At 39.4% G+C, this 12,376-nt stretch carries 8 protein-coding genes and 1 pseudogene; 3 read left to right on the top strand and 6 right to left on the bottom strand.

Translation table 11 applies throughout. The features are described 5' to 3' along the window. Positions 1-114: 114 nt before the first annotated feature. Positions 115-1,131, top strand: coding sequence for a hypothetical protein (locus M1E86_RS04110; protein ID WP_213912902.1), 1,017 nt, complete (start codon positions 115-117; stop codon positions 1,129-1,131). On the opposite strand, the gene M1E86_RS04105 is transcribed toward M1E86_RS04110, so the two are convergent. Continuing rightward, a complete protein-coding gene (locus tag M1E86_RS04105; RefSeq protein WP_213912903.1) occupies positions 1,128-1,607 on the bottom strand; it encodes a type VI secretion system tube protein TssD in 480 nt (159 codons plus the stop codon). The genes M1E86_RS04110 and M1E86_RS04105 overlap by 4 nt on opposite strands. Positions 1,608-1,642: 35 nt before the next feature. On the opposite strand from M1E86_RS04105, the gene M1E86_RS04100 reads away from it, so the two are divergent. After that, on the top strand, positions 1,643-2,566 hold the full coding sequence (locus tag M1E86_RS04100) for an SEL1-like repeat protein (RefSeq protein ID WP_110592366.1): 924 nt from the start codon (positions 1,643-1,645) through the stop codon (positions 2,564-2,566). A 296-nt stretch (positions 2,567-2,862) separates the two neighbouring features. Here the strand turns inward: M1E86_RS04100 and M1E86_RS04095 are convergent, their stop codons facing one another. Next, the gene (locus M1E86_RS04095) at positions 2,863-3,141 is read right to left on the bottom strand and encodes a hypothetical protein (protein WP_110592367.1); all 279 of its coding nucleotides are present in this window, start codon (positions 3,139-3,141) and stop codon (positions 2,863-2,865) included. Between M1E86_RS04095 and M1E86_RS04090 the strand changes: the two are divergent. Beyond that, a pseudogene (locus M1E86_RS04090) lies at positions 3,122-3,388 on the top strand (choline transporter); the annotation flags it as partial. The gene M1E86_RS04095 and the pseudogene M1E86_RS04090 sit on opposite strands and share 20 nt — an antisense overlap. Positions 3,389-4,215: 827 nt before the next feature. On the opposite strand, the gene M1E86_RS04085 reads toward M1E86_RS04090, so the two are convergent. The 4 genes from M1E86_RS04085 to hpaR form a co-directional block, all read right to left on the bottom strand. Beyond that, a complete protein-coding gene (locus tag M1E86_RS04085; protein WP_407072567.1) occupies positions 4,216-4,491 on the bottom strand; it encodes a hypothetical protein in 276 nt (91 codons plus the stop codon). Beyond that, positions 4,475-9,646, bottom strand: a complete 5,172-nt coding sequence (locus tag M1E86_RS04080) for a DUF637 domain-containing protein (RefSeq protein ID WP_213912904.1) — start codon at positions 9,644-9,646, stop codon at positions 4,475-4,477. Before M1E86_RS04080 ends, M1E86_RS04085 begins: the two co-directional genes overlap by 17 nt. Before the next feature lie 24 nt (positions 9,647-9,670). Then, entirely contained in the window at positions 9,671-11,344 is a 1,674-nt protein-coding gene (locus M1E86_RS04075) for a ShlB/FhaC/HecB family hemolysin secretion/activation protein (protein WP_213912905.1), read from the bottom strand. Positions 11,345-11,845: 501 nt separating this feature from the next. Continuing rightward, complete coding sequence (gene hpaR / locus M1E86_RS04070; RefSeq protein ID WP_102139493.1) at positions 11,846-12,301, bottom strand: homoprotocatechuate degradation operon regulator HpaR; 456 nt, start codon at positions 12,299-12,301, stop codon at positions 11,846-11,848. Positions 12,302-12,376: the final 75 nt, after the last annotated feature.

Here is a 12,376-nt window from a genome sequence, read left to right as displayed (position 1 = left end):
CTCGTTTAGCATAATGGGTCTTATGGTAATCAATAAATACAAAGTTAAATGTATTCATTTAATTCTCTTTCATTTATGATTTAAGTTTAACTTAAGGATAAGGTGGGGGATTGTATGCAGTGTGGGGATTTAGAGTGGTTTTACTGCAAAAACGGTGAAATCATGGATGCTAATGAAGCCATGGAAAAAAGATTGGCTATTTATCGTCGAATTTTGAAAAACCTTAAAAGCGCACATAATCGCTCCAATGAATATTTACCCCCTAGCGGGTTAGATGAATCAATTTATTATCGGTGTGATGGTGATGAACCTTCGGTTAAAACGGCACTCAGTAATCCCTGGGTAAAAGGAACAGAGGATTTTGGCGTAACATCAGTAAAAGGTGTTAAACGAACAATAGATACAGCAGCAGAACTTGGTGTAATCCCTCCGACTCTACGAGGGATGGATTTTATTCTAAAATCTCGGGTATCTCGAAATCCTCGTGTCATGCAAGAAAATGTTGAGGCTATCTATTTACTGCGGTTTGTTTATGACCCCTATGAAAACCTTTCTGAGGTTATCAATATTGTCATTGGGTCTATCGTTAGCCAAATGCCGCCAACGAGAAAACGAAAGCTATCTGATTATATTCAAATGGCAAGCACGGTTTCTAATATAAATAAACCAATTAATTTTAATGACAGATTTGATGTTGAACAGCGAGTGAATGTATCGGTTAGAAATTTTGCCGAAGGTGTGACGATTGATGTCATGACGGAATCACAGATTCGGAATTTTATTGTCACTGCCATCATCACGCGTATTGTTGCTTCTATTATCACAAAGCACCCGTCTTTTTTTAAACCTTTCGGTGGTCCCCGCGCGGTGATCAGTCGAACAGTCATTGCAGCCACTCTAATATACAGCTATGGCACCATTGAAAAAATGGCGGAAGCAGCAAGGCGACTGAAGAATAAAAATCGCGCCGTTTATAACGCGATGGACAAAAGTCAAATCACCATGGCCTATTATTTTGTTGAAGAGGAATTAAGCCCATTAATCACGTTAGCTGCAAGCCCAAGTAATGCCGCGAGTGATGATGCTTTTGTTGCTGAAATTCGACACTTAATTAATAAGTATAAAAATTAGAATACGCTATCATTGGATATACTATAGCCCGATGTGCCAGCCATGATTTGAGCTGTTGTAATATCACGATATCGGATCGTCAATCGCTCCTCCGGTTCGATATCATTACGTAAAATATTGTTTGGGCATTGATGTGAGTAGTCAACAATAGAGGCTTCGTTTAATTTTACTGTGAAATATTTTTCAATTCCGCCATTTTGAGCCGTACGATAATAATCGAAGACGAGATTGAGAGTTTCATTATTTGAAACCGCAATTAACAATAATGGTGATGATTTATCTATCAATTTGGTAAATTCAATAGGTTGGTGCGACAAATTTTGCGCTCTGGATATGGAAAAATTTAACTCAGTGACAAATATCGCATCTTCTTTACCTGTTTGATAACGGTTTCCGATTGAATCTAAAGTTCCACAACCGCGTGATATCAAACCTTGTTGTTTTCCTTCTAACGTTAGATATATTAAATTAGCCATTAGTAAATAAGTCCATAATTAGGTGAATTTTGATTATGTTAAACAATAAAATTACAATAGTCACTGTATTCCTACTCTTATGCAATCCCGTATTGTCTTATTCTGAACCTGCGATTAAATGTATTCCTGAAGAGAATAATTTTCTTGCGTGTGAGGCTTTAGCAAAACAAGGGGATGATGAGGCTTTATTAATCGTCGGGCGTTTTTATGAAACGGGCACTGGTGTCGCAAAAAACCTCGAAAAGGCAAAAGAAATTTATCAGAGACTGTCGGATAAGAATGATGCAAACGGGATGAATCGTTTGGCAATGCTAACAGAAGACCAAGGGAGAAAAGATGAGGCCATTTTACTTTATCAAAAAGCCGCTGAACTTGGGTCATCCTCCGCGGACTATAATTTAGGTATATTATATAAATACGAAAATAACTACATCAAAGCTAAAGAAATGTTTGAAATAGCAATTAAAAAGCATAAATCAAGCAGCGCCATGATGAGTTTAGGTGATTTATATAGAGATGGTCGAGGTGGAGAGAAAAACACTAAGTTGGCTGAAAAATGGTATAAAGAATCGATTAAATTCGGTAATGATTTTGCGATTACTCGATTAGGTGATTTGTACAGTGACTTAGAAAATTATGATGAGGCAATAAAATGCTATGAAATAGGCATTGCAAACGGAGATCCCGCGGCAATGAATTCAATGGGGTTGCTTTATCAGCATGGCTTTGGTGTTCAAATCGATATCAATAAAGCAGTAAAGCTCTATCAAGATGCTTCAAATAAAGAAGGGCTTGGCGGGTTAATTAATTTGGGCTTAATGTATGAGGAGGGGCTAGGTGTTCCTCAAAGTTATGAGAAGGCGATCAACTTATACAAGAGAGCTTATCAACTAGGTTACACCGATATTCAATCACGGATTGACTACTTAGATAAAAAAATGCATAAAAAAAGTAATTAATACATAGTGTTAACATAAAGGAGCTTAAGCGATCAAACGCTGTAATAGCAAAATTGTAATGTCCGCTCTGGGCTAAGTTAAGGTGTCCGTCACGTAAGCTAACTATTAAGGGGGGCACATGACTGCTTATAGAGCGGAATTTTTTACATTGGAAGATGTGAAACGGCTAAATGTGATTCAAGATGTGATAGACCAACGCCTGCCGACCAAAATGGCTGCATAACGATTAAGTATATCCGCACGCCAGTGCCAGCAACAATGCCACAATGCGAAATATGACGAAAACAAATTGGTATTCAAAATAATTCGAGCTCTAGCACGGCGGCAATTGAGGATAGTTTAGTATCACGACCTGAAAGCGCTATGACCTTGTCTGTGGATTTAAGGTTGGCCGACTGCAAGTCAATATCACGAGCGGCATTTAACGTGATATTGCCATTTGCGATGAATTTAAAACACAACTTGAGCTTCGCATTATTGCCGTTGTTGCTAATTGAGATATAGAAACCGACTGCTCTGTTATTTAAATCATGTGGGAAGGACTGGTAATTTAGCTTTGAAGTCGATTTAGGCAAAGATATAAACTTTTTCTATGAATTTCTCCCCTGTTACTACATTCAACCAGCCTTTGCTTTAGCAGGTATGGGGACAGAAAGTGATGATGAAAAGAGCGAAGAACAACGCTATTATCGCGCTGAAATTCACTTAAAAGAAGGTGGGCAAGACTACGATGTTATGGGCTGGGCAAAAGAGCAAATCATTCACGATATTCTTGATCAGTACGAAAAACATATTCACTTCTTGCACTTGTTGGGTAAGTAGACCAAAAAAGAAGCACTACCTAAAATGTATCTATAAGAATTCACAGGCGGCTAAAATTATAGCCGCCTGTGTTTTCAATCTTTTTTGCTCAATTCTATTGAACTTAGAGCTATCTACCCCCTATCATTGGGGCTTACTGATTGTTATTACCAGATTTCTTATAATAATTTTGCAGGAAGTATTACGTCTTTGCCTTTAACATAATCCCATACCAAGGTGAATATCTTTTTATATATCGAGCTTTCATATTGTGATAGGTGCATTAATAGTTTTGATAGTTCATCCGATGATCTCATGACTGATATCTCCCCCCCTTCAGGATACGCTATAAAAACGTGACTAACACCGTTTATCGATATAGTTAAAAAAGCCTTTCCATTAATATATTGTATATTATTAAGATATACACTACTGACTAAAAACGGCATTTCCATTCCAAGGCCCCTCTAAAAATTCTCGTAGTGTCATTTGATAGCTCGTGCTTTTTTGTTGGGATTAACATATCAAAAGCAGGCAAGTACACAATTTAAATTACAGTCTAGGCCGCCCTCCCCCCGGCAGAAAAAACTGAACTAGATTTGACCTGACAGACACCTTATAAATAACCGGTAACTGTAAGGTCTGAGCTAATACATATAAGGCTTCGTCGGATAAACCCTCCTTCAAGTCAAAACACCTCACAGTGGATGAACCGTATATTTCTGCTCAAATGGCCTCGCTGATCCAACAAACCCATTCAAATACTGGAAGCCTCATCAAGCTCACTCAGGTTATCAATAGGAGACTGTTACAAAATTTGAATAATGATTCTAGCGTAGAGCCATGTTTTAAATTAAATTAGCTGGTAGAGATATATTTCTGCCTTCGATATAATCCCAAGTTATCTCACTTAAAAATTTAGATATTTCTGGTTTATATGGCATTATAGACATTATTAACTTATCGAGTTCATCCGTATAATTTATACCTTTTATTCCTTTAGCCTCAAATATACTTGCCATGAAAAATTTAGTTTCTTTATTGACACTAAAACCATAGCTAATATTTTTCGTTGTATTATCATAATCTATTGATAATAAAAATATATTATGGTTTGTAGACACTATGTCCATTCCATGCATCCTTAAATTCGTTAACTTTCATTGTGTACCGTGTTCCTTTAAATGGATCGTTGATTATTACATTACCTCCATTGTCTACGCCTTTAACAACAACCCAATGACCAACTTTATTACCTGAGTCCCACATCATTGCACTCCAAGAACCGGTACGATTTAATGACTCAAAACTTGAGGAAGAAACATTATTAGCAACCCAACCGCTGTCAACTTTATTTAGTTTATTGGCAAGTGAATTCATTGATGTTAATTCTGTACCTAATTTAATCTGAGATGTGAAAATATTACGATCTTTTAATATCATTTCCCCACATGCAGCGCCACAACTAGTCGGCGTCACCTGTTTCACTACAGTTGGGTCAACGATTTCATTCATGACATTCCAGTTACCTCCAGCCCCTCCTTTTAATGGTTTCCGCTGAAGGGCCGTGCCTGTTGTTTTGATCAATCGCCCCATAACGGCTACAGCTCGTTCTAATGGTAACGATGTTAATAGTGCAATTGCGTAATCTTTAGTATCCTTGGCCTGTGCTAATGCCATCATAGTATCTGAAACGGGAAGATGCTCTAATATTAACTTTACAGGGTCTTCTCCCCCAGCACCGTTAAGATAATTTTTCCGAATACTACGTTTTTCTTGCTCCGTAAGGCTGCTATCACTCGCTAATACTTTTTCAAGTTCAAAACCACTTGCGAAAAAGTTATCGCCCGTATTTCCAAAAAAATTATGGTAATGGTGATTAAAAAGAAATACATTTTCTGCGGCATTAGCACCACTGTATGCACCACTCGCTTCACCTGTATAAATACCGCCAGATAAAGCCCCAACCACCTTGATTATTTGAGTATCTGCATTTAAATTATTTTTGCTTTTGTTATCAAGAGATAGTGCTGCCAATTCAGCGGCTAATGCACCAACGACGGCCCCTTTTACATTACCACCACTAATTTCTGCACTTAGCGCCGCCAACCCCGCATGACTTAGAGCTTTTCCTGCATGCCCCAGAATATTTCCCTGTTTATCTACATATAAATACTGGAATTTGTCGCCTATCAGGTTAGCCCCTTCGGCTTGAATTTGCCCTGCCACACTATTGAGTAGGGCTGTTTTAAAGTTGTCCGTGAAGCTCCCTCCTTGGATCGCTGTTCCGATGGTTGAGCTGATAGCACTTTGCCCTACCACACGCTGCGCGACTTGAGTCCAATTTCCATCACTGAGTTTTGGTAAGGTCACTTTGGCAGGATCAGTGACTTTGCCATATAACGCAATATCAAACCCTTCAAGTGAACCCGCAATAATCATACTGGTCACTATTGATTTTGCAGTATCACTTTTCCCTAGGCTAGATAAGGTTTTTGACAGGTTTCCTTTATTCTCAACTAATGCGACAGACGCTTGAGAAACAAGTGAGGCAAACCCCGCCTGTGCCGCAGCAGAAGCCATTGACGCTGTCGTCGCTGAAGCCCCCATGCTTGTGGCAGTCGAGCTCGCAAGTCCACCAACACTGGCGGCTGTAGAGGTTCCATAAGTAGCAGCCGCTACAGCAATGGCAATCACAGCACCTACGACTGGATTAAGGCTTTCAGTTTTTATATCCCACTGGCTATAAGCATCTTTTACAACAGCCCAATTGATGTTTTTGTTATTTTTAACGTCCCCGAGCCACTCATACCCCGGAGTGCGACTTAATATGGCTAGCGCCTGCTCGAATGACTGTCCTTCTTTGGTTTTGACATCCGCAGTGATCCCTTTATTCGCATCAACAGTCAGTTTTCCACCAATATGCAATGCAGGTAAAACCCATTTATCTGAGGTATAGCCTTTATTACGTTGGGTGATATAAAAACCGTTAGAATTTGTAATCACCTGTTCAAATTGCGAGTTTTTGACCGCTTTAAAATTGACCTTACCGGTTTGACTGGTGATTTTGGCATTCTTGCCCGTATTAATTTTGGTGGCTTCTAAGGTGACATCATCTTTTGCCAATAAGTTAATGTCGCCACCAGCAGTAAATTCAGTGACTTTATTGGTTTTATCACTGCGTGTTTTTCTCACTTCCTTTTTCGTGATACAAAGCGTCCATCTATTGCATTTCTTTTTATACTCTTCGAAGTAACTGCTTTCCTCCATGGCTTGGGCATAGAGGTACCCACCTTTTGCCGCAATATCCATCGCACCTTTGGCAACGAGACGAGACGCTTGGAAAAGAATGCTCCCCTCTGACAAAATGGTCAGGGTTTTACCACTGTTAATTTCAGTGCCAATTTGGCGATATAACTCTTCAAATTTTTTCCCTGACTGCTTACGATAGTTCGTTTTGACCGACTCTAAGCGTACATTTCCACCGCTTGAGAGTGTGATGTCATCTAGGGATTTGATTGTGCTACCTTGTGCAGTGAGTGCGCCATTGGAGGCCAGTGTGATGCCTTTGTCACCGGAAAGTGTCGAGGTCACATAACGTACATCTTGGTTATCTTCGTTGGGGTTGGGAATGGCAGAGTAAGCGGTAGCGGTTAATTTAAGATCACGGCCAGAAAGTGCAATAATTTTGTCTTTGGACTGAAGGTTAGCCGACTGCAAGTCAATATCACGGGCTGCATTTAACGTAATATTACCATTTGCGATGAGTTGCGAACGTAATTCTGGGTAGCGATTGGTTCTAAATATGTTATCGACATCTTTAATGGCTTTTGAGCCTAGACGAATATCTTGGCCTGCATTGAACGTCAGTGATTTTCCACTGTTGAAGGCTATGCCATGCGCTTCAATATTTTTACCTGCGGTGAGGTTTATTTCCCCTGAACTTGTCCAATTTCCTGTTTTTGTGAGTAACGCATTAATATTGGTGACAGGCTCTGAAACCGCGAGTTTCATGAAATTGGATTCATCGCGATGAATAACAATATTGTCATTGGCACTGAGGGTAAGTTTATTCGTTTTGGCTAACTGCGCATTATCAAAAGTGATATTTTTACCCGCTTGGATATGTAACGAGTTTGCGGCGTTGATAACCGGAGGAGATAAGACATTATCTTTAAACGCAGAGACAGGATTTAAGCTATATTGAAGATTGCCATTTTTCGCAATCAAGGTACTGTCTTTAGCCGTTAAATTAACCTGTTTAAGGTTAAGGTCGTTATTGGCAATTAGGCTTTGTGATTGTTTTGCAACCAGTTGTGCATCATGAATATTAATGTTTTGACCAGCGATAATAGACAGATCATTTTCAGACTGTAAGTTGGTAGAAATATTTATATTATTGGAATTTAAGATAATGTTTTTTGCAGTAATGGCAAAAGATGGATTACCTACTTGTACTATTTTTGCTATGGGTTTTTCAGTATTAGGAAGTTTACTTTCAAGATTAATGTCGTTTTTAAAATCAAGAACAACATTATTTCCTGCCGATATCGTTTTATAATTTAAGGCTTCGGGAGCCCAAGAATAAAGTTTATCGATTAATTTAAAGTCTACCGGCTCACCAACATAAAAAATATCATAAGTTCCATCATCATCACTTTCATCTGCAAATTTTCCTAAATCTACATTAGATGTATCATATTTATACCAAAGATCTAACTTGCCTGAGTTAAAAGAGGATATTGATGCATTTTGTCCTGTCAATATCACATTGTTTTTTGCTGCAATTTTTCCAAAATCGCTAACTAAATCATTTGCATTAATATAGGCATTCTTTCCTGATGCGATAGTCCCAATATTTCCCAGATTCAAATACTGTTTTCGTTCAACATTAATGCTGTCATTGCTGATCAAATCCATCTCCCCAAACCATTTTTTATAGGGAAAATTTTCTAATCGAGGGTAGAGTGAAATAATTGATACAACTCCTTGCCTAGTACCAAAAAAAGAAGATACATAAGTGCCATTTTTATCACTGGTAGTCGCATTGATATTGGAAATTTCTATTGGAGATGCATTCGCCGTATTTGTCAGTTTTTTTGTCCTAACAACCAAGTCCCCCGCATTGGTCTTTATCGTCCCTGACTTATTCTCAATCAGCGTACTCAAATCCCCCTTGGCATTTTTTTGTATCCACAAATTATCTTGTGCCTGAATAAGTGCGCTATTTCCTGTGTTACTGACGTTATCAGCAAAGACACGCATATCCTTGCCTGCGGTAACTTTCCCGTTATTGGCGAGGGTGTTGGTCGCTAATGTGATGTCTTTGGCGGCATTCACGTTGGCATTGGCGTTAATTTGCAGGTTTTTGGTGCTGACATTAATGTCTTTTTTCCCTTGGATATTACCCGCAAGAGTAATTTTCCCATCGACGGTTAACGTCAGGTCATGTTGGTTGGCTTGCACATTGCTGAGGTTAATCCCCACCCCTGATTCAGTACTCACCAATTTCACTTGGTTGGCATACATCCCACCCAGTGCTTTGGTATCTACGGAAATACTGGGTTTTGCCCCTTCACCCGCAATCGGTGTTACGATGCCTTTTTGAAAATCGACACGGTTGGTGCCTTGCATCAAGGTCAAGTTTTTGGCTTTGATTTGCCCATTTAGTTCGGTGGCGCGGCTGATAATATCGGCATAGGTTTGTGCTTCGGCATTCAGGCCATTGGCGCCAATAACCACACTGCCTTTTTTCACCTCAACCGCAGACAATGCCCCCTTGTTATCCAGAATGGGTTTTCCCGTGGTCAAGGTAATCGCTGGGGTATTCACAAAGCTACAGCCATTGCAGGTAATCCCATTCGGGTTAGCAATTAAGACATTCGCCCCTTTGCCTGCTACTTCCAACTTACCTTGTAATTCTGAGCGGCTACTGCCGGTAACTTCGTTGATAATCAGATTAGCGGCATTTCCCTTTAAATTCGCATTGGCTTTGATTTGCCCTGCAATTTGGGAATTCACATTAGTGGTGGCGTTATTGAGTACCGCCCCTTGTTTATCGACATTAAATTGTTGAAATTTATTGTGGGATATTCCCGCTCCATTCGGCGTGGCGATATTAATAATCGGGACGTTATTTTGTTGGCTGATTTGGGTGTTTTTATCTGCTGCCGTCATGGCAGCTCCCCAAGCGGGATGTAAGGGGTAGACGGCAGTTAAGAAAATAATGGTGTAACTTAATATCCGCTTTGAGCGAGAAGGTAATTGTTCATTTAGCATAAATAATCCTTTAAAAACGTAAAGCTACAGAGAAAATGAGACCGACCAATAAGCCGACCAATTGTCTGGTTTAAGTTGTGAGGGATAATGCAAAGGTTTACTGAGTAGAAACTGAGAATAAATTAGGCTATTGCCTGTAAAAGAGAGGCCAACGGCTCCGCCGGCTAAAGTGTCATGTTCAACGTGGTATTTATCTGAGGCAATAAACCCGTAATCTAAAGCTCCGATAAAACGCAGTTGCCCAATTGCCGTATTGGCGATGTCTTTATTAATTTCATTACGCCAATATCCGCCTCGGTTACCACTTAAAGACTGCTCGTGGTAGCCACGGACAGAGTACTGGCCTCCAACACTTATGCGTTCAATACCGTATAAGTTATCGGGCGAATATTGGCCGTAAAATGAGGTTAAATAGGTCAAAGCATTAGAGAAAAAATACTGATAGCTGCTGCTTAGACTGAATTTACGGTAATGGCTGCGCGGTGAGTCTTTCGCGAGGGTATCGGGTGAGGCACCAAAGGCAGATATCCCCCATTCAGCGGCTGGGTTAAACGTGAAGTAACCTTGTCCAAGCGTGGTGCTGTACTGCGGGGTAAATGAGAGCGAGGTTAAAGTTGGGCTGCTGATACTCAAGGTTTGGGAAGCTAACTGGGTGTTGGCATTTTTATGTTTTAAGCTACTTTGAAGTGTAAGCCGTTGCTTCCCATCGCGATAAATTAAGCGACTGATATCAAGCTGCTGATTGGTATTTTTGCCTTCATAACGATATTGCTGCCCCGATGCATAAAACGGCTGTAACGTACTGTTACGGTAAAATTGGTAATGGTATGACCAATAACCATAAGGCACATTCACATTCGCAACGATATAACGGTTATGGTGGGATACACTTCCATCCATATCGGTATTGCCCGAGACTGACCACTGCTCACCAAACCCTAATGGGGAATCTACCGTTAAACCGCCGGTAAGCAGCTGTTTTCCCGTTGCCTCCATACCCGAGTTATCGAGATTCAACTGGCTCGTGATAGGCCATTTTTTCCCTTGTTGATGAATAATAACCCGAGAGTAACCATTTTGACTTCCTGGTTGGATATCAATGGTGTATTTGGTTGATGATAGTCGGTTGAGTTGCTCCAACCCTTGTTCAATATGCCGTAGGTTTAATATTTTGCCTTGTTGATGAGGGAATATTTGATGAGCTAAACGCTTAGGGGAGTTTTCAATCTCGATAGTTTCAATATGCCCTTCAATCACTTGTAATAGTAATTGATGTGAGGATAAATCTTGCTCTGGAATGATGGCTTGAGAGGTAATAAATCCCTGTTCCATATAGTAATTAGTTACATGCTTGGTGAGCTTTTGTATTTCACTCAGTGTGAGGCAGCGTTTTAAATAAGATGAGGTTAACTGAGTTTGAGTTTTACTGGTGAGCTGTGTAGCGCCGACAAATTGGATTTCACTGATAAGGAAACATATTTCATTTTGGGAAGGAGATGGCAATGCATCTTCAATGGAAATAGTGCTTTGTTTTTCCAATAGATTACGTTGGATTAACTCCGACTCTAACCGTTGTTTTTGTTCAAATTGAATACTTTCATTCGTGGAAGGGAATAATTGATTTTCCGTGTAGCCATAGGGCGAAATCATAAACAACGATAAGCATAATAAACGCCACATAATTTGATATTTTGTCATATTATCTAAATTTTCGTTACGAACAGTAAATTTACCGTAATGTAACTTATTCTCATTAACTGCTTTTAGATAAAAAAAATCCACCATGACTAAAAATTAATACTTTCATTCTTAATATTGTTTTTTTGCGCTATTTCACTGTATTAATTTGACCAAATTGCAATTAACGATAAAGTCTAACGTTATATACTGAAAATCAATCATTTGATTTTATTAGGAATGATTTTTCTGAAGAATTTGTCACAAGCAACCTATAGGTAATTTCACAATTACAAATAAGATATGACAGTGAGGGATTGGCTACTCAACTAAAAGTATAAATGAAGTTCAACTTCAGTGAATCTAAAGGGAAAAGTGAATTATTTAAGTAATAACTATGTTCAAAATAATTCGAATTGTAGGAAGGTGGCAATTGAAGTGGTTCTAGGCCACATACACAAGTATGTGACCCAAATAGCCGAAAGAAGCCAACACAGCTAGAGTTCGAAATATGACGAAAATTTAGGCGCTCTTTCTCTTATCAGCAGCGATATTACTGTAATCTGGGCTCTCTAAAGCGATTAACTCATCCAACAATGCAGTCAATTGCTGCATTTTTTCTGGCGAGAAAGCCTGCTCAATTTTTTGATAGCCTTCTTCCACTTCCTGCCGAGCTTTGTCGTACAACTCTTGCCCTGCCGGTGTCAAAGAGACATATAATTTTCGCTGATCATTCAATGGTTTTAAGCGGAAAATTAAACCTTCGCGCTCCATGCGGGTTAAGATCCCCGTTAAACTTGGCCGCAGAATACAGGTTTGGACTGATAATTCATGAAAATCAATTGAACGCTTATCAGCTAAAACTCGAATGATACGCCATTGCTGTTCAGTCAAATTATACGACTTTAATATCGGTCGAAAAAAACCCATTGCGGTTTCCCTTGCCTGCAATAATGCAATTGTCAATGATTCATGCATAAGCTTAAAACTCACCACTTAATTAACGTTATTTAGCCCAGTTTAGGTATTTTATGGCGGCTGCCACAGTGCTTT

This window comes from Providencia sp. PROV200 (genome assembly GCF_049901995.1).
GTDB classification, from domain to species: domain Bacteria; phylum Pseudomonadota; class Gammaproteobacteria; order Enterobacterales; family Enterobacteriaceae; genus Providencia; species Providencia rettgeri_E.
This window is presented reverse-complemented; position numbering and strand designations above follow the sequence as displayed.

Coding starts and splice junctions, on each gene's coding strand:
- M1E86_RS04075 (WP_213912905.1), bottom strand. CDS start 11,344: ATGACAAAATATCAAATTATGTGGCGTTTATTATGCTTATCGTTGTTT.
- M1E86_RS04100 (WP_110592366.1), top strand. CDS start 1,643: ATGTTAAACAATAAAATTACAATAGTCACTGTATTCCTACTCTTATGC.
- M1E86_RS04105 (WP_213912903.1), bottom strand. CDS start 1,607: ATGGCTAATTTAATATATCTAACGTTAGAAGGAAAACAACAAGGTTTG.
- M1E86_RS04110 (WP_213912902.1), top strand. CDS start 115: ATGCAGTGTGGGGATTTAGAGTGGTTTTACTGCAAAAACGGTGAAATC.
- hpaR (WP_102139493.1), bottom strand. CDS start 12,301: ATGCATGAATCATTGACAATTGCATTATTGCAGGCAAGGGAAACCGCA.
- M1E86_RS04080 (WP_213912904.1), bottom strand. CDS start 9,646: ATGCTAAATGAACAATTACCTTCTCGCTCAAAGCGGATATTAAGTTAC.